The organism is Streptomyces sp. NPDC001634 (assembly GCF_040298185.1).
Taxonomy (GTDB): domain Bacteria; phylum Actinomycetota; class Actinomycetes; order Streptomycetales; family Streptomycetaceae; genus Streptomyces.
The window spans coordinates 16,013-42,798 of the sequence record NZ_JBEOZU010000081.1 but is presented as its reverse complement, the minus strand read 5'-3'; the positions used below and the strand labels follow the sequence as shown (position 1 = coordinate 42,798).

The following is a 26,786-nucleotide window of genomic DNA, read 5'->3' as shown; positions in this document are numbered from 1 at the left end:
ACCTCCACGAAACCGCAAACCAACAAGGCATCCGCGCCCGCAAAATCCCCGTCGACTACGCCTCCCACACCACCCACGTCGAACACATCCAAACCCAACTCGCCCACCTCCTGGACGGACTGCAACCCCAGCCACCCCAGATCCCCATGTACTCCACCTACAAAGCGGCCTGGCTCGACCACACCACCCCCCTCAACGCCACCTACTGGTACGACAACCTCCGCCACCAAGTCCGCTTCGCCCAATCCATCCAAGCCCTCATCCACGACAACCACCGCACCTTCGTCGAGATCAGCGCCCACCCCGTCCTGACCACGGCGATACGCGAGACCGTCGAGGGACGGCCCGGGTCGCCGTCCGTCGTCGTGGGGACGCTGCGGCGCAACGACGGCGGGCCCGAGCGGTTCGCGACCTCGCTCGCCGAGCTGTACGTGCGCGGCGTGGACGTCGACTGGCGCGGTCTGCTCGGCCACTCCTCCGGTCTCGACGCGGGGGTGGCCGCGGCCCTTCCCACCTACGCCTTCCAGCACCGCCACTACTGGCTGGAGCAGCGCCGGCCCTCGGGCCCGGCACCCGACGATCTCGAAACCCTCTACCAGGAGAGCGACATGGCCACCGACGTACAGGACCAGGAGACCTTCATCGAACGCCTTGCCGCGCTGGACGCCGACGAGCGTGCCCAGGCGCTCCTCGACCTGGTGCGTGCCGAGACCGCCGCCGTCCTCGGGCACGCCGACGCCGACGCGATCGACGACGACGAGGCGTTCTTCGACATCGGCTTCAACTCGCTGACGGCGGTCGAGCTGCGCAACCGGCTCGCCACCGCCATCGGCACCGAGCTGCCGGTGATGCTCCTGTTCGACCAGCCCACACCCGGGCTGCTCGCCGAGTACCTGCTCGGCGAGGTGGCCGTGCCGGCCGCCGAGCACGCCTGAGCCCCGCCGACCGAACCCGACCACACCGCGAAGGGAACGAATCAAGCGATGTTCGACATCGACCACTATCTGGCAAAGCTCGGCCACAGCGGCCCCCGGCCGGCCCCCACTCTGGAGACGCTACGACGGCTGCACAAGAGTCACCTGATGACCGTGCCGTTCGACAACTTCCTCAACGAGGCGCGGGGCACGGCGATTTGGGCGGGCGTGGATATCGACGTCGACGCCGTCTACAAAGAGGTGATCGTCGGCGGGCGCGGCGGGGTCTGCTACGAGCTCAACGGACTGTTCCGTGCCCTGCTGACCCGGCTCGGGTTCGAGGTTGTCGTGTTCTCCGCCGGGGTGCGCGGGCCGGACGGCTCGTACGGGCCGGAGATGGAGCACCTGTTCAACGGCGTGCGGATCGACGGCGAGTGGTATCTGGCGGACGTCGGCTACTCGGGCCCGTCGCTGATCGAGCCGGTGCGGGTGTCGGAGGAACCCCAGGAGCAGTACGGGACCGAGTTCCGGGTCCTGGAGGGCGACGACAGCTTCCACTACCTCGAGCGCCGGCCGCGCGACGGCGAATGGGGCGTCATCCACCGCTTCCTGCTCAGGCCGCGCAAGTTCTCCGAGTGGCTGGACGCCGACAACCCGGCCCTCGACGCGTATGCGGAGATGCTCGCCGCCCATGTGACGTACATCCGCGGACGGGCCCTGGAGAACGGTCAGATGACGCTGACCGGCCGCCGTCTGCTGATCGTCGAGGACGGCCGTGAACGGGTGCGGGTCCTGGTCAAGAAGGACGACTTCGACGCCGTACTCGACGACATCCTGCTGCGGGCCCCGTCCGCGGCCGCCTGAGGGGAGGGCAACACGATGACGGCAACGGCTGCCGGCCACCACTGGTGGCCCGACGACGTGGCGGACCTGCTGATCGTCGGGTACGGGCCCGTGGGCCAGGTGCTGGCGAACCTGATGGCGCGGCGCGGCCGGCGCGTGATCGCCGTGGAGCGGCACCCGAGGCCGTACACGATGCCCCGCGCGGTGGCGTTCGACGGCGAGGCAGCCCGCATCCTGGCCGCGGCCGGGGTCGCGGACCACCTGGCGGCGGTCGGCGAGCCGTCCGGCGACTACATGTGGCGCAACGGCGAGGGCCGTGACCTGCTCTACATCGACGCCGCCGAGGTGCACGGGCGCAACGGCTGGCCGGAGTCGACCTCCATGTACCAGCCGGGCCTGGAGGAGGCGCTGATCGCGTACGGCAAGCAATTGCCGAACCTCACCGTCCTGCGGGGATACGAGGCCGTGGAACTGTCGGGGACCGACGACGGGGCCGTACTCGACGTGGCGGGCGACGACGGTGTGCGGCGGCGGCTGCGCGGCCGGTGGGTCGTCGGCTGTGACGGCGCGAACAGCTTTGTGCGCCGCGCGATCGGCTCCGACTTCGACGATCTGGGCTTCCACCACGAGTGGCTGATCTGCGACCTGGTGCTCCACGACCGGCGCGAGTTCGTGCCGAACAACCTGCAGATCTGCGATCCGGCCCGGCCGCGCACCCAGGTGTCGGCGGGCCCGGGGCACCGGCGCTGGGAGTTCATGCTGCTGCCCGGCGAACGCAGCGCGGACATGGACAACCGCGAGACGGCGTGGCGGCTGCTCGGGCAGTGCGGGATCACCCCGGACGACGGGTTGATGGAGCGGCACGCGGTGTACACGTTCCAGGCCGCGACCGCCAGGCAGTGGCGCTCGGGGCGGCTGTTGATCGCCGGTGACGCGGCGCATCTGATGCCGCCGTTCGCGGGCCAGGGCATGAGTTCCGGGTTCCGTGACGTCACCAACCTCGCCTGGAAACTGGACCTGGTGCTCGCCGGGCGGGCCGACGACGCGCTGCTGGACACGTACGCCGAGGAGCGGCGGGCGCATGTGCAGCACGCCATCGGGATGTCGGTGAACCTCGGCAAGGTGATCTGCCAGACCGACCCCAAGGCCGCCGCCGACCGGGACGCGGTGATGATCGCGGCCCGCGAGCGCAAACTGGCGCGGCCGCAGCAGTCGCCGTTCCAGCCGCTCACCAAGGGCCTGGTGTGGCGCGACGAGAAGGGCCGCAGGCGGCGCGGTGCGGGCGACCAGATGCCTCAGCCGCGGGTCGCGACCGGCTCGGTGGAGGACCTGTTCGACGAGGTCGTGGGCCGCGGTTTCGTCTTCGCGTCCCTCGACGACCCCCAACAGGTGCTCGACAGCGGGCAATTGACGTTCCTGGAGTCGCTCGGGGCCCGCCTCGTACGGCTGTTGCCCGCCGGCACCGACCCGACGGCGGCCCCCGCGGGCAGCGTGGTCGACGTCGAGGGCGGCTTCCGCGCCTACCTCGATGGCATTGCGGCCCGCAGCGTGCTCGTACGGCCCGACACATACGTGTACGGGGCGGCGGGCGACGCGGCCGCGGCCGGTGAGCTCGTGGACGCGTTGCACCACGCCCTCCAGCCCGCCCTGGAGCCCGCGTGAGATCCCCCGCGAACCCCCTCCGACCTGCGCGATTACCGCGCGGTTGCCGGACGGTGGCCCCCGGCGTGGCGTACTTGATCCACGCGCGGGCGCGAGTGAAGGCGCGCCGGCGGTGAGCCCTCGGTCCGAGACCTGATCACGATGTGACGACGAAAGAAGTGAGTGATGACCCCCCCGAAAGCACAGGCCGCCTCGCGCGGCCTCGCGCTCACCATCCTCTGCGCGATGCAGTTGATGATCATCCTTGACGGGACGATCGTCACGGTCGCTCTTCCGACCATCCAGAACGGGCTCGGCTTCTCCCAGAGCGGCCTGTCCTGGGTGGTGAACTCCTACCTCATCGCCTTCGCCGGACTGCTGCTGCTGTCGGGCCGGCTCGGCGATCTGATCGGCACGAAGAAGGTGTTCCTCAGCGGTCTGGTCACCTTCACCGCCGCCTCGCTGGTGTGCGGTGTCGCGGGCAGTCCCGAGATGCTGATCGCGGGCCGGTTCCTGCAGGGCGTCGGCGCCGCGCTGGCGTCCGCCGTGGTGCTCGGAATGATCGTCGGCCTGTTCCCGGAGCCGAACGAGCAGGCCAAGGCGATGGGCATCTACAGCTTCGTGTCCGCGGGCGGCGGTGCGCTCGGCCTGATCGCGGGCGGCGTCATCACCGACACGTTCGGCTGGCACTGGGTGTTCCTGATCAACCTGCCGATCGGCGCGGTCACCCTCCTCGCGGGCCTGAAGCTGCTGGCCGAGCACCCGGGTCTCGGCCTGAGGGCGGGCGCCGACGCGATCGGCGCGGTCCTGGTCACGGCCGGTCTGTCGCTGGGCGTGTTCACCATCTCGCAGGTGTCCGAGGACAAGTTCAGCGCCGGGCAGCTGTCCCTGTACGGCCTGGTGTCGGTGCTGCTGCTCGCGGCGTTCGTCTGGCGGCAGGCCACGGCCCGGCGTCCGCTGCTCGCGCTGCGGATCTTCCGCAGCCGGGAGATCGTCGGCGCCAACATCGCGGTGGTGCTGGTCTTCTCGGCCGGTTTCGGCTTCCAGTTCCTCAACGCCCTCTACCTCCAGCGGGTGCTGGGCTTCGACTCGATGCAGACCGGCCTCGCCTTCCTGCCTGCCCCGCTGGTGATCGGCACGATGTCGCTGTTCTTCACGGCGAAGCTCACCGCGCGCTACGGCACCCGCCGGGTGCTGCTGACCGGTCTGCTGTTCCTCGGTGTCGGTCTGGTGTGGCTCAGCCGGGCCCCCGTCGACGGCAAATACTGGATCGACATCGCGCCGACGCTGGTCATCCAGGGCCTCGGCATGGGTCTGACCGTCCCGTCGGTCATCATGCGGGCCATGTCGGGCGCACAGCCCGAGGACGCGGGTCTGGCCTCCGGTCTGAACAACACCGCCCAGCAGGCGGGCGCGGCGGTCGGCCTCGCGGTCCTCGCGACGGTCGCCACGTCGCACAGCAACTCGCTCCTCGGCCAGGGAAGGCCCGAGGTGCAGGCGCTGCGCGACGGGTACAGCCTGGCGTTCCTGTGCGCGGCCGCGTTCGTGTTCGTGGCGTGGTTCGTGACGTTCTTCGTACTCAGGGACGCGAAGCAGCCGGCGCCCGCCGGGACGGAGGCCGTGGCGGACGCACCGGCCGCGGGTGCTCCCGCCGGGACGGCGACGACGTCCTGACGTCACGTCACTGGGTCGGAGCGTGACCGGGATCGGCATTTCCCGGTCACGCTCCGACGCGTATGCCAGGTTCTCAACGAAGCACAGTAGCCACGCACTGAACGCACCGAACGCACCGAACGCACCGAACGCACCGAACGCACCGAACACTGAACGAGAGGTATCAACCGTGGCGGACAGGATCCGAGTGGGAGTCGTCGGCGCACACGCCGAGCGGGGGTGGGGCCGTGGCATCCATCTGCCGGCGCTGTCGGCGCTCGACGACTTCGAGGTCACCGCGGTCGCCGGCACCAGTGAGGAGTCGGCGCGGGCGGCGGCCGGGGTGTGGGGCGCCCGGAACGCCTACGCCGACGCCCGCGCCCTGATGGCCGACCCGGACGTCGACCTTGTCACGATCGCCGTCCAACTGCCGCAGCGTGACGGCCTGGTGGAGGCGGCGATCGCGGCGGGCAAGCACGTGTACAGCGAGTGGCCGCTGGCCCTGGACGCGCCGACCGCACAGCGGTTCGAGACGGCGGCGCGGGCGGCCGGCGTGCAGCACGCGGTGGGTCTGCAGAGCAGGCACCATCCGGCCGTACGACTGCTGCGGGACCTGCTGGCGCAGGGCCTGATCGGCGAGGTCCTCTCGGCCTCCCTGCTGTACTCGCTGTCCACGCCCGAGGTGTGGTCTCAGCGGTATGCGGCGCTGTTCGACAAGACCAAGGGCGTCAACCACGTGGCGGTGGTGGGCGGCCACTCGCTGGACATGTTCCAGTACGCCGTCGGGAACTTCACCGAGGTGTCGGCGACGCTGACGACGCGGATCGACCGCATCACGATGGAGGAGACGGGCCGGGAGATCGAGGTGACGTCGCCCGACCAGATCGTGGCGGGCGGGCTGCTGGAGTCCGGTGCGGCGGCGTCGGCGCACTTCATGACGGGCGGGCCACGCGGTGACGGCTTCCGCATCGAGGTGCACGGGCGGGCGGGACGCCTCGTCCTGGTCTCCTCGGACGACTCGCTGGTCGGCCCGCAGTTCACGCTGACGCACGCGACGGCAAACGGCTCGCCCGCGGTGGAGGTCCCCGTCCCCGACACCTACCGCCCCCTGCTGCCGGGTCCCCCGTCCCCGGTGAGCAACGTAGCCCAGGTGTACACGGACCTGGCGACGGCGATCCGCACGGGCGCCCCGTTCGCACCGGACTTCTCGACGGCGGCCCGCACGCACCGCTTGCTGGACGCGATCAAGTCATCGGCGGAACAGGGCGTCCGAGAGCGACTCACCTGCTGACGTCCGTACGCCCACATCTTGGGGCCGCCTCCCGTTCGTTCCGGGAGGCGGCCCCAGCGTTGTACTCACGAGGCCGACAGTCCCGCAGTGCCAGGCCTCCGAGCTGACCAGAACCACGCAGCCACGAGCCACAAGCCGCCAGGCCGCAAGCCCGGGGCCGCAAGCCCGGGGCCGCAAGCCCGGGGCCGCAGACCCGGGGGCCGCAGACCCGGGGGCCGCAAGCCGCCAGACCACCAGACCACAGGCCGCAGGCCGCAGGCCCGGGGGACCACAAGCCGCAGGTCTGAGAGCCACACAGCCGCGCGACACCAACCACAAAGCCCGCCAGGCCGCAGCCGCAGGCCGCCAGGCCGCAGGCCGCCAAGCCGCCAAGCCGCCAAGCCGCCAAGCCGCAGGCCACCAGGCCACCAGGCCGCAGGCCGCCGGCCACAGGCCGCCAGGCCGCCAGGCCGCCAGGCCGCCAGGCCGCCAGGCCGCCAGGCCACACAGCCGCGGGACGCGCCCCAAAGCCCGGCAGGCCGACAGCCCGCCAGGTCTGAGAGGGCGCCAGGCCCAAGAGGCCGGAGCCCGCAGCGCGGGCTTCGGCCTCTCCGGGCTTCGCGGCCCTCAGGTATTCGCGGCCTTCGCCGCGTTCACACGCTGCGCGGTGTTCCGGCGAGCCTCACGGGCGCGGTGGCGTGCTCCTGCGCCCCGCTCGATCAGCCACCACTCCGCGATGAGCAGCGGCAGGATCCAGCCCGGCCAGGATGCGAGGCCGGCGCGTTCCTGGCCCCAGGCGATCAGGGTCGCCACGTCCTGGGTGTGGGGCGGGGGCAGGATCGTGTGGTCGTAGACCACGCCGAGGACACGGCTCACGACGATCGACAAGGTGAGCGCGAAGCTGCGCACCATCCAGCGGCGATGGTCGGCGAGGCGGCCCTGCCGCGCCATGCGAAAGCCCGCCACGGCCGTGCCGATCCACAGCACCGACGTCGTCATGGTGCTCATCTGCATCGACAGACCAGACGGGCTCGCGTAGGCCACCGCGAGGCCTGCAAGGCCGCCCGGCAGGACGCCCGCGGCCACGTACAGCCGTCCGCTGATGCGGTGCACCTTCGGACAGTGCGCGCGCAGCGCCGGCCACACCTGCAGACAGCAGGTCACGATGGCGACCGTGCCGCACAGCACGTGCACCACCAGCACGGGGTAGTGCCAGGGGTACTGCGGGTTCGGCGGGATCTTGGACTTGGCCGGGTCGAAGGTGAGGTAGCGCGGGATGCCCATGACCAGGAACACCGCCACCACCAGTGCCAGCGGACCCACCCAGGGACGCCGCCACCAGCGCGGCGCCGCGTCCTGGCCGTCGGCCGTGCGGCGGGGGCCCGCCTCGTCGCCCGGGGACCGGCCCCGCTCCGTCGTCGTGATCGTCACGCCGTTCTCCTGTCCGTCCCCGAGTCCGTCCGGGACCGGGTCAGTCCGTGGCAACCAGGGCTTCGCCCGTTGCCTGGTCGGTGATGTGGATGGCCCGGTAGGGGCAGTAGTCCGCGGCGTCGAGCACGTCCTCGTCGGGCTCGATGCTGGACTCGACCGGCTGCGCCTTGCCGCCGACGAGACGGAACCGGTCCGGCAGCGTGCCGTTGCACAGCCCGGCGCCCATGCAGGAGCGCCGGTCGACCTCGATCTGCCAGGTCACGGCGGTCACCACCGCACGGGCAGCGCGGCGACACCGCGCACCACGTGGTCGCGCTTCCAGGGCACCTCGGCGGCCGGCACGGCCAGTTCCAGGCCCGGCACCCGGCGCAGCAACGTGCTGAGCGCGACCTGGAGTTCGAGCCGGGCGAGCGGCGCGCCCAGGCAGTGGTGGATGCCGTGGCCGAAGGCGATGTGCGGGTTGTGGCCGCGGGTGAGGTCGAGCTCCTCGGGGCGTTCGAAGACGCGCGGGTCGCGGTTGGCGACCGCGGGGAAGACCATGACGGCCTCTCCGGCCTTCACCAGCTGTCCGCCGATCTCGATGTCCTCGACGGCGATACGGGTGTTCTCCGAGTACGGGCTGAGCGGGGTGACACGCAGCAGTTCCTCGATGGCGGTGGGCAGCAGCTCCGGCGCGGCGACCAGGCGCTCCCACTCCTCGCGCCGGCTCAGCAGGATGTAGAGGTGGTTGGCGAGCTGGTTCGCGGTGGTGTGGTGGCCGGTCGCGAGGAGCGCGATCGACATCGTGATCAGCTCTTCCTCGCTGAGCCGGTCCTCCTCGTCGCGGGCGGCGACGAGCGCGGACAGCAGGTCGTCGCCGGGCCGGGCGCGCCGCTGGGCGATCAGTGAGGACATGTACTCGGGCAGCTTCTCGAAGCGTGCCTCGTTCATCTCCTCGAGCGTGTGCTCGTTGCCGATCGTCAGCCAGGTGTCGATCCAGCCGCGGAACTTGTAGTGGTCCTCCAGTGGCACGGCGAGCATCTCGCAGATCACGGTGATCGGCAGCATCCAGGCGTACTGGGCGGCCAGGTCGCCGGTGTTGTCCTCGGACGCGAGCAGCTTGTCGAGGAGTTCGTCGGCGATCTCCTGTGCACGCGGGCGTATCTGCTCCACACGGCGCACGGTGAACGCCTTGGCGACGAGCTTGCGCAGCCGCGCGTGCTCGGGGTCGTCCATGGAGACGATGTTCTGCTCCTCGTACGCCTTGCGCACTCGCGGCACGTCCTTGCCGACGGTGGCGGCGCGGCTGAAGCGCGGGTCGGCGAGGACGGTCTTGATGTCGGCGTGCCGGGTGGCGAGCCAGGCCTCGCCGCCGTACTGCATGTTGACGCGGGTGAGGGCCTGCTCGGCGCGCACCTCGGCGTACTTGGGGTGCAGATCGGTGGCCTCGGGCTCGCCGAAGGGGTAGTTCAGCACCTGGTGCATGGGGCATCCGGGCGGCGGCGTTGCGGCTTCGCCGGGCCGGTTGCTGGCGTGGTCGGTGACCGTCATCGGAGGGTCGCCCTTTCTTCCGCAAGATGTGTGAAAGGTGGCTGTGATGGGGTGATGCGAGGGACCGTCAGTTGCCGATGGCGCGCGGGAAGTCGAACAGCCGGTACGGGTCGTAGGCCCGCTTGAGCGCCTTCAGGCGGTCGTAGTTGGCGCCGTAGTAGGCGTTCTGCCAGCCGCCGAGGTACTGGTCGGGGAAGTTGATGTACGACTGTCCGTCGGACAGCGGGTCGATGACGGTGAAGCCCTTGGTGGCCCAGTCCACGGCGGCGCCGGACTCCTCCTCGCTCGGTGTGGCGGTGCCCAGGGCCACGCCGTAGCCGACGTGGAAGAACGCGTCGCGGTGGACGAACGCGGTGTCGCCCGGCGCGTGGTCGCCGACGGCTCCGCCGAGGCCCATGAAGCTGAGGTAGCGGGTCTGCCCGGAGCGCGGTTCGGCCTCGTACGCCCTGAGCGCCGCGGCGGTGCCGGCCGCGCCGAGCGGCCTGCCGACCAGGCGGGCCCGCATGCGCTGCCACTGGGTGCGCGGGTGGGAGCCGCCCTCGGCGAGTCCGTACACGTACTGCATGCCCTCGTCGAAGGCCAGGTCGAGGACCCTGCTGGTCGCGGGCTTCGCCCCCACGAGCGAGGCGAGTTGTGCGAGCCCGGCGTCGGCCTGCTGCTTGGTGCCGTAGTAGGCGCCCTGCTGGAGGATGACCGGCGGGTTTCCGGAGCCCGCGTCCGGCTGGATGACGATGACCTGGCCGTTGGACTCACGCGGGGTGGTGACGTACCACTCCTGCCAGACGGTGAGGAACTTCTCGGCGTCCGCCCAGTCCCACGTCTGCTCGTAGAACACCATGCGCGGCGCGGAGATCGGCCGGATCTCGAAGTCGACGACGACGCCGAAGTTCCCGCCGCCGCTGCCGCGCAGCGCCCAGAACAGGTCGGGGTTGGAGACCTCGCTCGCGGTCACCAGGCGGCCGTCGGCGAGCACCACCTTGGCGGAGACGAGCCGGTCGGAGCCGACGCCGAAGCCGCGGCTCTGGAAACCGAGGCCGCCTCCGGACACGAAGCCGCCGACCGCTACGTCGTGGCAGGTCCCCGTGACCAGCTGCTGGTTGTGCGGCTTCAGCGCGTTCAGCGCCTCGATGCTCCAGGTGCCGGGACCGACGTGCACGGTCGGGGAGCCGCCGCCGCTGACATGGTTGATGCGGCGTACGTCGAGGATCAGCTCTCCGGAGGACCAGCCGAGGAAGTTGTGGCCGCCGCTGCGCACCCGGGGCTTGATGCCGTTGTCCCGGGCGAAGCGTACGGCCGCCTGGACGTCCTTGGCGTTCTCGGCGTACACGATGCCCCGCGGGGCCAGGTTGTCGAACTCGCCGATGGCCAGCTTCTTGGCGGTGTCGTACGAGGCGTCGCCGGGCAGGACGACATCGCCGCTGATCGCCGCGCGCAGCCCCTGCCAGTCAGGGGTGGAGCCGGCCGCCCGGATGGCGGCGGACGCCGACTTCGTGACGGCCGACCCCGCCGCCGCCGACGCGGCGAGGACGCCGCCGGCACGGAGCAGGTTCCTTCGATCGAGCATGTTTCCTCCGGTCATTGGGGGGGGCAGAGCGGTCACCGAATGCGATGAAGCCGTGAAGCCGAGAAGCCGAGAAGCCGAGAATACGCGAGAACACTATGGGCAGCGGGCCGGAACTGAATTCCCCTGACACCCCCCTGATTTCATACATGGCGCCCAATAGGGGAAATCTACGGGTGTCACCGGCTCCCGGCTCCTCCTAGGCTCCCTGTCCAGCCACCCCCACCGCAGTCATCTGAATTCACCGCCCAGGGAGAATCGGGAGAACACCGTGACCGCTACCATGCCGGATCTGGATTCCGGCCCGCACATACGCAACCGAAAAGCACTTCCGTCCCTGACGGGCATGCGTTTCTTCGCCGCGCTCCTCGTGTTCTTCATCCATGCGCTGCAGCCGATCGGACCCGTCGACCCCACCGGTCCGGTCAATCCGTTCGCCGACAAGTCGATCGCACAGGGACTGCTGAAGTTCTTCGGACCGGCAGGTTATCTCGGGGTTTCCTTCTTCTTCCTGCTGAGCGGATTCGTCATCACATGGTCGGTGAAACCCGGGGAGCGGGTCACCGCGTACTGGCGTCGCCGGATCGTGAAGATCTTCCCCAACCATGTGGTGATGTGGGCGGCCGCGATGATTCTCTTCGCATCCGCCTACACACCGATGAGCACCTGGCTTCCGAATCTGTTCCTGGTGAATTCATGGATCGACAAGTTCACGGTGCAGATGAGCGTGAACGCGCCGTCCTGGTCGCTCTGCTCGGAATTCCTCTTCTACATGTCGTTCCCGCTGCTGCTGCTCGCCGTGCGGCGCATCAGGGAGGAGCGCCTGTGGTGGTGGGCGGGTGCCATGGTGGCGGCGACGGTCGGCGTCGGTGCGGTGACGACCCAGCTGCTCCCGGACACCCCGCGGCTGCCGGTGATTCCGCTCTCCCCGACGCAGAACTGGTTCAACTACACGTTCCCGCCCATGCGGATGTTCGAGTTCGTGCTCGGGATGCTGCTCGCCCGGATCGTGATCGCGGACCGCTGGCCACGCATCCGCGCCGTGTGGGTGGTGGCGCTGCTGGTGGCCGGCTACGCCGCGGCGATGTACGTGCCCGCGCCGTTCAACTTCGTCTCGGCGACCATCGTCCCGTTCGGGGTCGCGATCGCCTCCGTGGCCGACGCCGACGTGCGCGGGGTACGCACGCACCTCGACGGCCGGGTCCTGGTGTGGCTCGGCAATGTGTCCTTCGGCTTCTATCTGTGCCAGGGCGTGGTCATTTTCTGGGGCCGCCAGGCGCTGCTCGGCAACGGACAGTTCAGCACGCCGGTGGCGATCCTGGTGATGATCGGCATGTTCGCGGCGACGCTGCTCGGCGGCTGGATCCTCTACGCCTTCGTGGAAACCCCGGCGATGCGGTACTTGAGCAAGTCCCGCCGTTCCGGGGGCCTCGGCCCGGAGCGGACGGCCGCGCAGGTCGCAGGGACCGCCGCCATGGCCGGGAGCACGCCTGCCGCTCCTGCGGCGCAGACCGCGCCACCCGTGGGGCAGAGCTCCGTCCGCTCCTCCTGAAGACCCCCTTCGTACCCGTCCATTCCCCCGCCCGGGTACGGAGGGTCCCCCCTGCGGCGGGCGCGGCACCTGCCGTGCCCGCCGCCCAGCCGTATGCCGAGGTCCACGCCATCGCCGTCGCAGAACGGTCATCCGCGCATCAACTCAGCGACGAGGAAGGCAAGTTCGACGGACTGTTCTGGGTTGAGCCGTGGGTCGCAGAGGGTCTCGTAGCGGGCCACGAGCGAGGTGTCGTCGAGCTCGCAGGCACCGCCGAGGCACTCGGTGACCGGGTCGCCGGTGAGCTCCACGTGCAGCCCGCCCGGGTGGGTGCCGAGCGCGCGGTGCACCTCGAAGAAGCCGCGCACCTCGTCGAGGATGTCGTCGAAGTGGCGGGACTTGTAACCGCTTGCCGTCTCGTGGGTGTTGCCGTGCATCGGGTCGCACTGCCAGACGACGCGGTGGCCGAGCGCGGTGACCTTCTCCACGATGGGCGGCAGGACTTCGCGGACGAGGCCGCGGCCCATACGGGAGATCAGCGTGAGCCGGCCGGGTATCCGGTCGGGGTCGAGCCGCTGGACGTACTCGACGGCCTGCTCGGGAGTCGTACCGGGTCCGATCTTCAGGCCGATGGGGTTGGCGAGTTGCGCGGCGAGGGCGATATGGGCGCCGTCCAGGGCGCGGGTGCGCTCGCCGATCCACAGGTAGTGCCCGGACAGGCCGTACAGCGCCTCGCGGCCGGTGTCCTCCTCGACGACGTTGCGCAGCATGGCCCGCTCGTAGTCGAGGAGCAGCGCCTCGTGGGCCGCGTACACCTCGGTGGTGTGCAGGGCGCGGTGGTCCGCCTTGCACGCCTTCATGAAGCGCAGACCGCTGTCGATCTCGGCGGCGAGGGCGCGGTAGCGTTCGCCCGCCGGCGAGGCCTGGATGAAGTCGAGGTTCCAGCCCTGCACACGGTTCAGGTCCGCCATACCGGAGTCGGTCATCGCGCGGACGTGATTGAGGCTGGCGCCGGCATGGGCGTACGCCTCGAGCATGCGACCCGGGTCGGGGATCCGGGCGGCGGGGGTGGGCTCGGCGGAGTTGACGATGTCGCCGCGGTAGACGGGCAGGTGCAGCTCGTCGGCGGACTTCGAGCGGGGCTTGGCGTACTGCCCGGCGATCCGCGCGACCTTCACCACGGGCAGGCTCGCTCCGTACGTCAGGACGACGGCCATCTGCAGCAGCGTACGGATGTTGGCGCGTACGTGATCCTCGGTATTGCCCTCGAAGGTCTCGGCGCAGTCCCCGCCGTGCAGCAGGAACGCGTGCCCGTGGGCGACGTCGGCGAGCCGCCGGCGCAGCCGGTCGACCTCGCCCGGCAGGACGAGCGACGGCAGCCGCTCCAGCGAGGCACGCACCTCGGCGACGCGCACCGGGTCCGGGTACTCGGGCTGCTGGGCCGCGGGCCTGGCGAGCGCGTCGGCCACCCGCCCGGCCACGGCGGCGGGGAGGGCGGCGGAGCGCGCCGCGCCGATGGTCTGTATGAGTGGAGGCATGTGCAGGACGGTAGGCAGGGCACGGCCCGCACCAGGCCACTCGGTGGTAACCGGGTGCCCATCACCTGCGAGGGTCGAGGGCGCCCGGCCACGGCGCGGCGCCCGGATCGACACCGCGCCGCCGAGCGGGCCGCAGCGGCGCCACGACCGACCACCGGGGCGGCCCCGCCGACAGCAGAGACCACCGCCCGGCCGACAGCGAAGACCTCCGCCTGACCGGCAAGACCCTCTCCCGGCCGACAACCAGGTCTTCCGCCTGGCCCGGCTCCGGCCGGAGACGGACCGCTCTCCGACTGACCTCGGCCCACGACCTCCGTCCAGGACCACGGCCTCACCCCAGTCCGAAGAACTCCCGGTACAGCGTGATCTGTTGCGCCAGCATCGGCTCCCCGTAGTGGATCGCGAGCCCCGCCTCACCCGCCGTGCGCAGCAACGCCGTGTTCCGGGGCTTCATGATGATGTCGGACACCAGCGTGCCTGCCCGCAGCGCGGTCGGGTCGAAGGGCAGTGGGTCGTCGGGCAGCAGGCCCATCGGCGTGGCGTTGACCGCGAGGTCCGCGTCGACGTGGCCGGCGGAGGCGACGATACGGCCCGGGAAGTGCGGAGCAAGCCGGTCCCGCAGTGCCGCCGCGCGGCTCGCGTCGGCATCCCAGACGCTGACGTGCGCGCCCGCCTGCAACAACGCCACCGCAATCGCGGAACCGGCGCCTCCCGCCCCCGCCAGACACACCGTCGCGCCGCGCGGCTCGTGTCCGGCCGCGCGCAGGCCCCGTACGAAGCCCTCCCCGTCGAAGTTCGCGCCCTGCCAGCCCCCGCCCGGCACCCGCCGCATGGCGTTGACCGAGCCGCTGAGCGCCGCGGCCTCGGTGACCGAGTCGGCGAGTTCGCGGCAGGCGTTCTTGTGCGGGACCGTGACCAGGAGTCCGTCCAGATTGCGTACGGCCATCAAGCCCCGTAGGACTTCCGGCAGTTGGGCCGGCCGCACCTCGACCGGCACCAGGACCGCATCCCGGCCGAGCCGGGCGAACAGCGGGTTGAGCAACGCCGGCGCCCGCACCTGTGCCACCGGGTCGCCGAGCACCGCGTACAGACGAGTCGTACCGCTGACGGTCACGGCGTCCACGTCCGGACCACGCCCCGGGGCGCGACGCAACTCCATGGCACTCTCCCCGTCCTGTGGTGAGGCCGGCGCAGTGGACTCGCGCCGGGAAGACAGGAAGACAGTAGGGCGGCGCCCCTCACCCGACATCCCCTGACGCCCCCCTGACGACTTATTGCCGCAGTTGTCAGGATCGATATGCAATAACAAGCCGTAGGCCACACGAGCACATATCCAGGCCGCACGACTTATGGAAAAATCACACCAGGAGTCGGGCCAAAGGGAGATTCTTCGTGAGCAACCCCGCCGACAAGCTCGATTACTCGCAGATACGGCTCGACCGCACGGGTCAGGCCGAGGCCTTCGACGCCATCGGCAACCGGTACGACGAGGCCTTCCCCCACAAGGACGGGCAGGTCGCAGCCGTCGAGTGGCTCATCGGGTCCCTGCCGACCGGGTCACGGGTGCTGGACCTGGGGTGCGGCACCGGCCTCCCGACCGCGCGCCGGCTCACGGAGGCGGGCTTCGAAGTCGTCGGCGTCGACCTGTCGGGCGGGATGGTCGCACTGGCCCGCGAGCATGTCCCCGGTGCGGTGTTCCACCAGGCGGACATCGCGGACCTGCGGCCCGGAGGCCCCTGTGACGTCGGCCGTTTCGATGCGGTCGCGGCCTTCTTCTCGCTGCTCATGCTGCCGCGCGCCGAGATCCCCCTGGCTCTGGGGACCGTACGCCATCTGCTGGTTCCCCACGGCCTGTTCGTACTGTCGATGGTGGAGGCCGACGTGGACGACTTCTCGATCCCGTTCATCGGAAGGACCATCCGGGTGTCCGGCTATCTGCGGGACGAACTGCACGAGGTGGTCGAGGCGGCAGGCTTCGAGATCGTCGACGAGTGCTCGTACACGTACGCACCCGCGACCGTGGACGTGCAGCCCGAGGAGCAGATCTTCGTGTGCTGCAGACGGCGCGGCTGAGGACGCCCGGGCCCCGCCGCGGCACGGGCCCACACCGACGGAAGCAATACCCGTGACCAAGCACCACGGAGCCCATGAAGGCCCCGGCAGCCACGCTGCCAGGGCCGGACAGCATGCCGCTCCCCCGGGGTCGCCGCCACGCCCCGCTCCCTCGCCCCCACGCGCCGGCCAGGCCTCGCAGCAGTCACCCGCGCCCGGCGACCGTACCCCCACGGAATATCCGTGGGACGGCAGTACGAGGGGCGCCCGGCCTCAGACAGACCGACCCCAGACCGACCAGCCTCAGACCGACCAGCCCCAGACCGACCAGCCCCAGACCGACCAGCCCCGGACCCACCAGCCCCAGACCGACCGACCCAGACCGACCGACCCCGGACCCACCAGCCCCAGACCGACCGGCCCAGACCGACCGACCCCGGACCCACCAGCCCCAGGCCCACCAGCCCCGGACCGACCAGCCCCGGACCGACCAGCCCCAGACCGACCAGCCCCAGACCGACCAGCCCGGACCGACCGACCCCGAACCGACCAGCCTCAGACCCACCAGCCCCAGACCGACCGACCCCAGACCGACCAGCCCCGCCGCCGTGTGCCGTCTTGTCTTGCCGTCCTGAAGCCCGCTCGGAAGATGCCGAGTTCAGGGGCAGCTGCCCTCTTCCCGGGCCACCCTTCTAGGCTGGGCCCGTGACCAGCTTCGATCAGGCAGGCAGCACCCCCCGGCCACAGTCGCTGATGCTCAGTTTCTTCGGCATCCATGTTCTCGGCCGGGACACCGCCCTGGCGGCCGGCAGCCTGATCGAGGTCTTCGCGCAGGCCGGCATCACCGAGGAAGCCGTGCGCTCGACGCTCACCCGGATGGTCAAGCGCGGCCTTCTGGAGCGGCACCGGCGTGGCCGCAAGACGTACTTCGGCCTGACACCACGCGCCGCCCGCGTCCTGCAGGAGGGCCACGACCGGATCTGGCGGACCGGCGCGGTCAACCGCGACTGGGACGGCACCTGGACCCTGGTCGGCTTCTCGCTCCCGGAGGCCTGGCGCAGCGAGCGGCACGATCTGCGGTCCCGTCTGGTGTGGAACGGCTTCGGTCCCTTGCAGAACGGCCTTTGGGTGGCGCCCGGCACGGTGGATGTGCCCACGGTGGTGGCGGGACTCGGCCTGGACTCCTGTCTGCGGGTCTTCACGGGAGCCACGGCCGTCGCTCCGGCCGACGCGCGCACGGTGGTGCACACGGCGTTCGACGTCGAGGCCATCGCGAAGGGCTACGACGCGTTCCTGGCCCGGTGGACGAGGGACGCAGACGGGACCGGGACCGAAACCGCGGACCGCGACGGTACGGCCGACGTGACCGACGCGCTCGTACGGCAGCTGCTGCTGCACACCGACTGGCTGGACCAGGTCCGCCAGGACCCGCATCTGCCGGCCGAGCACCTGCCCGAGGACTGGCCGGCCGCCCGTGCGGAGGAACTGTTCCAGCTGCTCGCCCGGCGCTACGAGGGACCGGCCCGGCAGGAGGCCGCGCGCACGCTGGACGTGATCAGCACCGCCACCCCCGACGCCTGAACGTCCCCGCCCGGCCCCCTCGCGAACACGTCCGTCACCGTCCCGGGCACACACCTGTCGATCGACATTGGGCACTCTATTGACCGTCGTTGAAAAACTGCCCTACATTCATCGCGTTCCCGACGCCGTCGCCTCCGCATATCTCGTCATATATCGCACATATCGCGATATCCCGCGCCCGTCGCGCACGCCCCGCATGTCTGCCGCTCACAGGGGAGCCCACGTGTCCACTGAAACGCGCACGCAACCTGATCCCACCCTCGAGAGGACACCCTCCGGCGGGCTGCCCGTCGGCACCCTCGTCGCGGGCTGTTTCGCGGTCTGCCTGGCCCAGATCGCCCTCGCCATGCCGGCCACTCTGAACGGACTGTTCCAGCAGGACCTGCACCCGATCGGCTCGCAGCTGACCTGGATATCGGACGCGTTCCTGTTGCCCGTCTCCGTCCTTGAACTGACCTTCGGCGTGCTCGGCGACCTCTTCGGACGCAAACGGCTGCTCGTCGGCGGCGGTGGTCTGCTCGTCGTCGGCGAGGCACTGGCCGCCTCCAGCACCGGTATCCACATGCTGTGGGTCGGCCAGGCCATCGCCGGGCTGGGCGCCGCGGCGCTGTTCCCGACGTCCCTCGCGGTGATCGCCGCGGGCACCCACACCGCCCGGGACCGCGCCCGTACGATCACGATCTGGGCCGCCGCCCTGTCCAGCGGCGGATTCATCGCCCCCGTCCTCGGCGGAGTCACCGGCAACTACGGATCCTGGCGCTGGGCCTTCATCGTCGTCACCGGCCTGGCCCTGATCAGCACCGTACTCAGCCAGCTGCTGGCGCAGAACTCCAGCGCCCCCGAAGGACGTTCACTCGACCTGGCCGGCCAGATCACCATCGGCATCGGCATGTTCGCCCTGCTCTACGCCGTGATCCAGGGACCGGCGGACGGCTGGACCGCGGCGCCGGTGGTGATCGCCTACATCGTCGCGGCCGTCTTCATCGGGCTGTTCATCGTGGCCGAGCGGCGTGCCGCCTCGCCGCTGCTGCGGCTCGACCTGTTCACCAACCGGGCCTTCGCGGTGGCGTCGTTCGTGGCCGTGGTCGGCATGTTCAGCTACCTCGGCACCGCCTATGCGACCAGCATCCGGCTCGGCCCCATCCAGCACCAGAGCCCGCTGCGCGGCTCGTTCGCCTTCATTCTGCTCAACTGCTGGACCCTGCTGCTGATGCCGCTGATCTCCCGGCTCCTGGAACGGGTCAGCCCGCGCTGGGTGCTCGGCGCCGGTCTGGCACTGATGGCCGCCGGTGACTTCGTGGCCGCCACGCTGTCGGTCCACGACCGCGCCCTGACCTCGCTGATCCTCCCCATCGGCCTGGTCGGCATCGGCTTCGCACTCACGGTCTCCTCCATCACCGCGACCGCCGTCAACACGGTGGAGGTCCACTACGCGGGCATGGCCAGCGCCTCGACGAGCCTGTTGCGCGACTTCGGCTTCACGCTCGGGCCGGCCGTCATCGGGGCGATCGCCCTCAGCCGCGCCGCCGACGAGTTCACCCGGAACCTCACGGCCTCCGGCCTCGGCACGCAGGTCAAGGCGGCGGCAGGCCAGGTCGCAGCCGAGGGCGGACCCCTCGCGGTCAACTCCGTACCCCCCGCCTCACCGCCCTCGGGCGCGGCACCGCTCGCCCTGGAGGCCCTCGGCAACGGCTACGCGATCGGCTACATCGTCTGCGGCATCGCGGCCCTGGCGTGCTGCCTCCTCAGCATCGTCGCCCTGCGCGGCGAGGCGGACGAAGAAGCGGTCGTGGGCATCACCAAGGAGGCAGAGCCCACGGCCGCGTGACACAGCGCCTCTCCCTCGCAAGACGTCGCAAAAACACATGGACGGTGCCGTCCGACCCGACCGGCACCGTCCGTGTGCGTCTGAGGGCCCATGCTCCCCAACCACCGCTGAAGGACCGGAACAAGCCATGCCGAGTGCCCCGCGTGACGGAAGTGATTGAAACCCTGAACACACGCCGGAGCTGGGTTAGCCTCATCTTCTCTTGGGGGCGAACTGGCATACGGCGAACATCACTTCGGGGGATCCGTGTCAGAACAGCGGCGGCCGGTGCCACCGACATCAGCGACGAACGAGGCTGCCGCGCTGCGGGCGACCGGCGCTTCACCCCTGCACCCCGGCGACCCGGCCCGCGTCGGCCCCTATGTGCCGCTGGCGCTGCTCGGCAGCGGCGGTATGGGACGGGTGTATCTGGCGCGCCCGGTGGACGGCAGCCCCGGTCTGGTCGCGGTGAAGGTGATCAGGCCGGAGTACGCGGACGACGTCAGGTTCCGGCGTCGGTTCGAGCGTGAGGCGCTGGTGCACGCCCGGCTCCGTACGCCGCACACTCCGCGACTGTGCGGTACGGGCTTCCGGGACGAACTGCTGTGGATGGCCACCGAGTACCTTCCGGGGCTCGATCTGGCGGATGCCGTACGGGAGGGCGGTGCGCTGGAGACGGCCGCGGTCTGGCGGCTGGTGGCGGAGTTGGGGCGGGCGCTTGCCGACCTCTCCGCCGCGGGGATCGTGCACCGGGATCTGAAGCCGTCCAACGTACTGCTGTCCGTCCGGGGTGCGCATGTGATCGACTTCGGCATTTCGAAGGCCGCGGACGCGAGTGCGATCACCGGCACGGGCAACCGGGTGGGCACCCCGGCCTACATGTCGCCGGAACACCTCAGGACGGGCCGGAGCGACACGGCGTCGGATGTGTTCTCGCTGGCCGGGACGCTCGTCTACGCGGCGACGGGGCGTGCCCCGTTCGGCGACGGCACGGGTGTCGACGTGATGCACCGGGTGGCGTTCGAGGAGCCGAATCCGCAGCTGATCGGTGAGCTCTCGGCGGCCGACCCGGCGCTCGGCTCGCTGCTGTCCGCCTGCCTGGCCAAGGAGCCCGAGCTGCGGCCCACCCCGCAGGATCTGATCGACGCGGCCGGGGCGGACACCGGGGCCCCGGACTGGCCCGGCCCGCTGGGCGGCAAGGTGCTGGCTCGTCAGCGGGCGTACGAGGTGCTGCACCGCCTCCCCATCGAGCGGAAGGATCGCCTCGGGCCCCCTGCCGACCGGCCGAAGGCGGCGCCGTCGGCCCCGGCCGAACAAGACGGCGGACCCGCTCCGGCCGGCATCGGACCCCGGATGGAGACAGCGGATCCCTCCGCCGTCCCACGGCAGGAGCGGTTACGCGCGGCAGGAGCCCGCACCTGGGCACGGAGGAAGCAGGTCCGGGCCATCGCCGCGGTCCTCACCCTCTGCGCGGTGGCCGCGGGGATCTTCGTGATCACTCATCGGGACTCACCGCCGACCGCTTCCTCCCCGGGGGCCGGTACCAGGACCGCCGCCGGTGCCATGCCGGGCGCTGCCGCCTTCTCACCGAGGCCGAACGGGACATCTGCCCGGGGCGGGTCCGGCAAGGATGCGGGCGGCTCCGTCAGCGCGGACGGCGACGCGTCACGTACTGAGGTCTCCGGCTCCGACGGCAACAGCCACCGAAACGCCCCCTCCGCTCCCGCCACCAAGCCCGTCGCGTCGGCCGACGCCTCTCCGTCCTCCCCGGGCAGCCCTCCCCCGGAGCCCTCGACTCCGCCCTGGATCTCCGACTGCACCTACTACTCCGGCAACGGACGCACACACCAGGGAGACAGCGGCAAACGCGTACTGCAGGTGCAGTGCATGCTCACGAAGCGTGGGTACGGCGTGGGAAGCACCGGCGCGGACGGCGAATTCGGCTCCGGAACGGCATCCGCGGTGCGCAGCTTCCAGAGCGACAAGGGGCTGGACGTGGACGGCATCGTGGGCCAAGAGACCTGGACGGCGCTGCGCAGCGCGGAGTGATCTCATCAGGGGAGCGTCCGGAGGACGAGAGGAACCGCGCACAGCGGTGGCCGGGTGCGGGGTCACCGAGGCGGTCCCCGGCGCACAGCTCGGTGGTTGCCGCGCCCGACAGGTGGTGGTGGAGGTCCGCTCCTTTGGGCAGGGCCCTGAAGAACAAACGCGGGCGTCGTCCAGCGCCACGGCGACGACGGCGACCGGTTCGGCCAGTCCGACGACTGCCGCTTCGGCATCGGCACCGGCACCGGTCCCACCCGCACCTCCGAACCCGGCCCCCGGCACGATCCCGGTTCCGACCAGGAGCTCGCCCCGCATCGGCGTCCCGCTCGTGACGCACAGGCGCAGCCGAGCCGCCGACCGCCGCACTCCCCACGGCCCGCTCCCGCCCCCGCACCCCCTGTCTGCGACGATCCCTCCGTGGACCACCCGAACGACCAGGCCCCTGGCGCCCCCGTCCGCTCCGGCATCCCGGAGCACGGCCGCATCCCGAAGTACTACGCGGTGAAGGCGCAGATCGACCACCTCATCGACGAGCTGGGGGAGGGCAAACTCATCCCGACCGAGCGCGACCTGTCCCAGCAGTACGGGGCGGCGAGAGAGACCGTGCGGCAGGCGCTGCGCGAGCTGGTGCTGGAGGGGAAGCTGCGCCGGCAGGGGCGGGGGACGGTCGTCGCCGGGCCCAAGCTGGCCCAGCCGCTGTCACTGGCGAGCTACACCGAGGGCGTACGGCGGCAGGGCCGCACCCCCGGCCGTACGCTCGTCACCCTCGACCGCTTCCCCTGCCCCGAGGCGCTGGCCGCCGAGACCGGCCTCACGCGCGGCGAGCCGGTGTGGCATCTGGAGCGCGTGCTGCTCGCCGACGACGAGCGGGTCGGCCTGGAGAGCACGTACGTCGCCGTGGCCAGGGTGCCGCGCCTGGACACCGACTTCGACCCCGACTCCTCCTTCTACGCCTACCTGCACGCCCAGGGCATCGCCTTCGGCGACGCCGACGAGCGCCTCGAGACCGTGCTCGCCACCCCGCGCGAGGCCCTCCTCATCGGCACCCCGCCCGCCCTGCCGATGCTGCTGATCCACCGGGTGTCGAGGGACACGGCGGGGCAGCCGCTGGAGCGGGTGCGGTCCCTGTACCGCGGGGACCGGTTCTCCTTCACCGCGCACCTCAAGGGCTGATTCACCGCGCACCTCAAGGGCTGATTCACCGCGCACCTCAAGGGCTGATTCACCGCGCACGTCAAGGGCTGATTCACGGCGCACGTCATGGGCTGATTCACGGCGCACGTCATGGGTTGAGATCGCCTTCCCCGACACTCCAGGCAAATATCACAAAAAGATAACGGGTCTAGTCCAAACGTGATGGGTCCTTCACGCTCTGGTTGGCAACCGGACCCTTTCGGTTCCCCGATCCCGAGGAGCGTGAGCGCCGTGAGAGTGACAGTCGTCGGAGCAGGCGTGGTGGGCACCATGCACGCCTGGCAAGCAGTGGAGCGCGGCCACAAGGTCGTACAGATCGAGCGCGAGGCGGAGGCTCGCGGCGCCTCGTTGCGCAACTTCGGGCAGATCTGGGTGAGCGGCCGAGCGGGCGGGGAGGAGCTGGAAACCGCCCTGCGGGCGCGGGAGCTGTGGGAAGAGACCGGCCGACGGGTGCCGGCCCTCGGCTTCCGGGCCAACGGGTCCCTGACCCCCGTCCGCGGGCCCCTCGAACTCGGCGTCGCCGAAGCCGCCATGGCCCGCGCGGATGCCGCCGCCCGTGGCTACAAGCTGCTGACGCCCGACGAGGCGCGCGCCCTGAACCCCGCCCTGCGCGGCGAGTTCAGCGCCGCCCTGTACTGCGAGCGCGACGCCGCCGTCGAGCCCCGTACCGCCCAACTCGCCCTGCGCGCCGAGCTGCTCAAGTCCCCGAACTACACCTTCCTGCCGGGCCGCGAGGTCCGTGAGGTCGTCGGCGCCGGCGCCGTCCGCGACGACCACGGCGATGTGCACACCGCCGACGCGGTCGTGCTGTGCACCGGAGCCTGGCTCGGCGGACTGGTCCGCGAACTCGCCGGGCCCGAACTGCCCGTGCGCCGGGTCCGGCTGCAGATGATGCAGACCGACCCGCTGGGCGAGCCGCTGCCCACCTCTGTCGCGGACGCCGACAGCTTCCGCTACTACCCCGCGTACGCGTCCCCCGCGCTGGACGAGCTCAACGCCCGGCAGCCGCAGCCGGAGACCGCCGCCGCGCACAGGATGCAGTTGCTCATGGTGCAGCGCGCCGACGGCTCCCTGACCATCGGCGACACCCACGAGTACGAGCACCCCTTCGCCTTCGACACCCTTCAGGACCCCTACGAGCACCTCACCGAGGTCGTCGAGTCCCTCCTCGGGCGCCCGCTGCCGAGGATCCGGCGCCGCTGGGCCGGGGTGTACGCGCAGTGCACCGAGCCGGGCCGGCTGGTGCACCGTCAGCAGGTGAGCGACGGGGTGTGGCTGGTCACCGGGCCCGGTGGGCGCGGCATGACCTGCTCACCCGCGATAGCCGAGACGACCGCAGAGCAACTGGGCTGGTGACACTAATGACTTCGACCTTTGAGGACATCCGCCTCGTCGTCCTGGACATGGCCGGCACCACCGTCGCCGACGGCGGCCTTGTCGAGCGCGCCTTCGAAGCGGCCGCGGCCGAGATGGGTGTGGCGCCCGGCTCCGCGGACCACGCCGAGAAGCTCGACCACGTCCGCGCCACCATGGGCGAGTCCAAGATCTCCGTCTTCCGGCACCTCTTCGGCGCCGAGGACCTCGCCCGGCGCGCCAACACCGCCTTCGAGAAGGCGTACGGCGAACTCGTCGACGGCGGCCTGATCGCCCCGGTCCCCGGCGCCCGCGAGGCCATCGAACAACTGCAGGCCGACGGCCGCACCGTCGTCCTGACCACCGGCTTCGCCCGCGTCACCCAGGACGCCGTCCTCGGCGCGCTCGGCTGGCGGGGCCTCGTCCCGGTGACCCTGTGCCCGGCCGACGCCGGCGGGCGCGGGCGGCCCTTCCCCGACATGGTGCTCGAAGCCTTCGTCCGGACGAAGGCGGCCGACGACGTACGGCAGGTGGCCGTCGCCGGCGACACCTCCTACGACGTGCTCAGCGGTGTGCGCGCCGGGGCCGGCCTGGTCGCCGGGGTGCGCACCGGGGCGCATGGCGACGCCGAGTTCGACGCGGCAGGCGCGACCCATGTGCTCGACTCCGTCACCGAACTGCCCTTGCTGCTCAGGGGAGTTCTGTGAGACGGGCATCCGCTTCGACTCCGTCACGGTCGCCTGCGGCGGCAACGTCGGCAGCGCCGCTCTCGAATCCCTCGACCTGACCGTCGAGCCCGGGCGAGGTGATGGCGCTGCTCGGGCCGTCCGGCTCCGGCAAGACCACCGCGCTGCGGGCGGTCGCCGGGTTCGTACGGCCCGTGGCCGGGCGGGTCTTTCGCGGCGACCGGGACGTCACCGACCTGCCGCCGCACCGGCGGGGCATCGGGATGGTCGTCCAGCAGTACGCGCTCTTCCCGCACATGCGGGTCGAGGACAACGTGGCCTTCGGCCTCAAGGCCCGCAGGACCGCGAAGGGCGAGGTCCGCGAACGGGTGGCCGCGGCCCTTGAGATGACCGGCACACTCGCCCGGCTGCACCGGGAGTTGCCCGACGTGTCGAGCCTCTACCGCACTGTCGACGCCTACCTCACGGACGGGCATCTGCCGAAGTTGGGGGTCCCACTGGTTCTGTACGACGAGGGCGCCGACCGTGTTGTCGATGCGAGTGGTCCGTTCCGCCGCACGTAACCTGCGATTTCTCAGCTCGGTGAGCGCACCCCGCGCTCGCACGGCGAGCGGGGTGGTCCACTCACCGGCTGCTCGCGGTGGCAGCGATCGCCGGGAGGACCACCAGGGCCACGACGCCGCCGGTGAGGGCGAAGACGGGGTAGCCGGCGGCGGAGACGACGAGGCCGGAGGTGAGGCCGCCGGTGGCGCCCGCGATGGCGATGGAGACGTCGACCATGCCCTGGGCCTTGGCCCGGGTCGCCGGCGGCACGGCGTTGGTGATCATCGCGGTGCCGGAGACGAGGCCGAGGTTCCAGCCCAGCCCCAGCAGGGCGAGCGCGAGAGCGAGCAGAGCAACGGAGTCGGCGGGCGCCGCGGCGGCGGTGATTCCGGCGGTCAGAAGGGTGAGGCCGGATGCGGCGGCAACTGCTTTGGGGCCGATGGGGGTCCCCCGCGCGAGCGAAGCCGAGCGTGGGGGAAGTCGACGAGCCAGCCGGTCAGCGGTGAGGGCAGATACATGGCGCCGACGTGGATGGCGATGACGAGGCCGGAGGCCGCGGTGCCATGGCCGTGGTCGTGCATGTGCACCGGGGCCATCGTCATCACGGCGGTCATGACGAGCTGGGTGAGGATCATCGTCAGCGCGCCCGGTATCAGCCCTGGCCCGCGAGTCTTCGCAGCCTCGACCTCCATCGGCTGCCGGAGGTCGAGGCTGCGGGCGAACAGCAGGGGGTCGGGGCGCAGCCAGACGGCCAGGACGAGGGCGGCCAGCGCGTAGGCGGCGCCGGAGAGCAGGAACGGCCCGGCCAGGGTGGGGATGCCGAGGCTGTCGGCGAGGTGGCCGGTCGGCGCGGCGAGGTTGGGGCCGACGACTCCGCCCAGCGTGGTGGCGACCAGGACGGTGGAGACGGCGCGGGCGCGGTGGGCGGGCGCGGCGAATCGATCAGGGCGATGATCCGATCCCGGACCGTACCGAGGTCGGAACGAGCAGTGGCTGCCCGCAGCTCCAAACGCCGGCGTAGTTCCCGGTCCTCAGCGACCTGCTCCCGCACCAGCGCCAGGAGTTCGTCACGTGACAGCGCCGAAAGCCACACCTCCAAGACGGAAGACCGCGCCCGTGCTGCGGCTTGCTGATGCGGGATCGCCTTCGCCCGCCGCAGCACCGTCAGCCCGACCGCCACCCAGTGCTTGCAGAAGTTGGCCTCCCGTCCGTACGGGCAGTCGCACCATCCCGAGATCCCCTCCTCGCCGCCGAGGGTGAGCTCCACCTCGTAGACATCCGTACCGTGCACCACGGCGGTGACCGAGCCCTCCCCCACCTCCAGACCGCTCACCGCGTCCAGATACCCCAGCCCCCGCTCGAAGGACCGAGCCCCGGCCAGCGCCCTCAGATCGCCCTCATCGAATCCCACCACTTTCCGTGCCACACCGGTATTCAACCGCGGAAGGCGCGGTGCCGACCGAGCTGCACGAGGAGTGGGTGGAGGCCCCCGCTACATGGGACTTGACCTTGCCGACCAAGGGCCGCCTCTACCCGATCGGGACAGAAAACGGCGAGACAGGCCGCCCTGCCCACCGAACCCACTGACTAGCCGCAAACGAGACCACCGAGT

19 protein-coding genes and 3 pseudogenes are annotated in these 26,786 nt (G+C 71.0%); 14 read left to right on the top strand and 8 right to left on the bottom strand.

The features are described 5' to 3' along the window. From ABT186_RS37265 to ABT186_RS37245, 5 genes are all read left to right on the top strand, one after another. Positions 1-935: acyltransferase domain-containing protein (locus tag ABT186_RS37265; protein ID WP_351928883.1), on the top strand; the 935-nt coding region annotated here is incomplete at its 5' end. 48 nt (positions 936-983) lie between these two features. Continuing rightward, positions 984-1,778 (top strand): arylamine N-acetyltransferase family protein, encoded by a 795-nt coding sequence (locus ABT186_RS37260; protein WP_351928881.1) that lies wholly within the window; start codon positions 984-986, stop codon positions 1,776-1,778. A gap of 15 nt (positions 1,779-1,793) precedes the next feature. Continuing rightward, a complete protein-coding gene (gene mhpA / locus ABT186_RS37255; protein ID WP_351928879.1) occupies positions 1,794-3,419 on the top strand; it encodes a bifunctional 3-(3-hydroxy-phenyl)propionate/3-hydroxycinnamic acid hydroxylase MhpA in 1,626 nt (541 codons plus the stop codon). A 165-nt stretch (positions 3,420-3,584) separates the two neighbouring features. After that, positions 3,585-5,072 (top strand): MFS transporter, encoded by a 1,488-nt coding sequence (locus ABT186_RS37250; protein WP_351236157.1) that lies wholly within the window; start codon positions 3,585-3,587, stop codon positions 5,070-5,072. A gap of 169 nt (positions 5,073-5,241) precedes the next feature. Next, positions 5,242-6,342, top strand: a complete 1,101-nt coding sequence (locus ABT186_RS37245) for a Gfo/Idh/MocA family protein (RefSeq protein ID WP_351928877.1) — start codon at positions 5,242-5,244, stop codon at positions 6,340-6,342. 606 nt (positions 6,343-6,948) lie between these two features. On the opposite strand, the gene ABT186_RS37240 is transcribed toward ABT186_RS37245, so the two are convergent. The 4 genes from ABT186_RS37240 to ABT186_RS37225 form a co-directional block, all read right to left on the bottom strand. Beyond that, positions 6,949-7,752, bottom strand: a complete 804-nt coding sequence (locus tag ABT186_RS37240; protein WP_351236161.1) for a DUF2306 domain-containing protein — start codon at positions 7,750-7,752, stop codon at positions 6,949-6,951. A gap of 40 nt (positions 7,753-7,792) precedes the next feature. After that, positions 7,793-8,014, bottom strand: a complete 222-nt coding sequence (locus ABT186_RS37235; protein ID WP_351236163.1) for a ferredoxin — start codon at positions 8,012-8,014, stop codon at positions 7,793-7,795. Positions 8,015-8,019: 5 nt separating this feature from the next. Next, positions 8,020-9,216 carry a cytochrome P450 gene (locus tag ABT186_RS37230; protein WP_351928875.1) on the bottom strand — a complete coding sequence of 399 codons (1,197 nt, stop codon included), beginning with the start codon at positions 9,214-9,216 and terminating at the stop codon, positions 8,020-8,022. Positions 9,217-9,349: 133 nt separating this feature from the next. Next, the gene (locus tag ABT186_RS37225; protein ID WP_351928873.1) at positions 9,350-10,846 is read right to left on the bottom strand and encodes an FAD-binding oxidoreductase; all 1,497 of its coding nucleotides are present in this window, start codon (positions 10,844-10,846) and stop codon (positions 9,350-9,352) included. 268 nt (positions 10,847-11,114) lie between these two features. Between ABT186_RS37225 and ABT186_RS37220 the strand changes: the two genes are divergently transcribed. After that, complete coding sequence (locus ABT186_RS37220) at positions 11,115-12,395, top strand: acyltransferase family protein (RefSeq protein WP_351236168.1); 1,281 nt, start codon at positions 11,115-11,117, stop codon at positions 12,393-12,395. A gap of 128 nt (positions 12,396-12,523) precedes the next feature. Here the strand turns inward: ABT186_RS37220 and ABT186_RS37215 are convergent, their stop codons facing one another. Together ABT186_RS37215 and ABT186_RS37210 are read right to left on the bottom strand one after the other, a co-directional pair. Next, positions 12,524-13,912: a class II 3-deoxy-7-phosphoheptulonate synthase gene (locus ABT186_RS37215; RefSeq protein WP_351228709.1), complete on the bottom strand. Its 1,389-nt coding sequence runs from the start codon at positions 13,910-13,912 to the stop codon at positions 12,524-12,526. A 331-nt stretch (positions 13,913-14,243) separates the two neighbouring features. Further along, positions 14,244-15,071 carry a shikimate dehydrogenase family protein gene (locus ABT186_RS37210; protein ID WP_351928871.1) on the bottom strand — a complete coding sequence of 276 codons (828 nt, stop codon included), beginning with the start codon at positions 15,069-15,071 and terminating at the stop codon, positions 14,244-14,246. 233 nt (positions 15,072-15,304) lie between these two features. Here ABT186_RS37210 and ABT186_RS37205 point away from each other — a divergent pair, with 233 nt between their 5' ends. The 8 genes and pseudogenes from ABT186_RS37205 to ABT186_RS37170 form a co-directional block, all read left to right on the top strand. Next, positions 15,305-15,985 (top strand): class I SAM-dependent DNA methyltransferase, encoded by a 681-nt coding sequence (locus ABT186_RS37205; protein WP_351928869.1) that lies wholly within the window; start codon positions 15,305-15,307, stop codon positions 15,983-15,985. Between the two features lie 684 nt (positions 15,986-16,669). Further along, positions 16,670-17,545: a PaaX family transcriptional regulator gene (locus tag ABT186_RS37200; protein ID WP_351228703.1), complete on the top strand. Its 876-nt coding sequence runs from the start codon at positions 16,670-16,672 to the stop codon at positions 17,543-17,545. A gap of 223 nt (positions 17,546-17,768) precedes the next feature. Beyond that, on the top strand, positions 17,769-19,373 hold the full coding sequence (locus ABT186_RS37195) for an MFS transporter (protein WP_351228701.1): 1,605 nt from the start codon (positions 17,769-17,771) through the stop codon (positions 19,371-19,373). Positions 19,374-19,766: 393 nt separating this feature from the next. Further along, on the top strand, positions 19,767-21,401 hold the full coding sequence (locus ABT186_RS37190) for a protein kinase domain-containing protein (RefSeq protein WP_502973445.1): 1,635 nt from the start codon (positions 19,767-19,769) through the stop codon (positions 21,399-21,401). 414 nt (positions 21,402-21,815) lie between these two features. Next, the gene (locus tag ABT186_RS37185; protein ID WP_351228697.1) at positions 21,816-22,571 is read left to right on the top strand and encodes a GntR family transcriptional regulator; all 756 of its coding nucleotides are present in this window, start codon (positions 21,816-21,818) and stop codon (positions 22,569-22,571) included. Between the two features lie 252 nt (positions 22,572-22,823). Then, positions 22,824-23,948: a TIGR03364 family FAD-dependent oxidoreductase gene (locus tag ABT186_RS37180; protein ID WP_351928865.1), complete on the top strand. Its 1,125-nt coding sequence runs from the start codon at positions 22,824-22,826 to the stop codon at positions 23,946-23,948. 5 nt (positions 23,949-23,953) lie between these two features. Next, positions 23,954-24,652 (top strand): HAD family hydrolase, encoded by a 699-nt coding sequence (locus ABT186_RS37175; protein ID WP_351928863.1) that lies wholly within the window; start codon positions 23,954-23,956, stop codon positions 24,650-24,652. After that, a pseudogene (locus tag ABT186_RS37170) lies at positions 24,600-25,155 on the top strand (ATP-binding cassette domain-containing protein); the annotation flags it as partial. The gene ABT186_RS37175 and the pseudogene ABT186_RS37170, both read left to right, overlap by 53 nt. 100 nt (positions 25,156-25,255) lie before the next feature. On the opposite strand, the pseudogene ABT186_RS37165 reads toward ABT186_RS37170, so the two are convergent. Continuing rightward, positions 25,256-26,112, bottom strand: a pseudogene (locus ABT186_RS37165) (MFS transporter); the annotation flags it as partial. Continuing rightward, positions 26,112-26,588, bottom strand: a pseudogene (locus ABT186_RS37160) (SWIM zinc finger family protein); the annotation flags it as partial. The pseudogenes ABT186_RS37165 and ABT186_RS37160, both read right to left, overlap by 1 nt. Positions 26,589-26,786 lie beyond the last annotated feature (198 nt).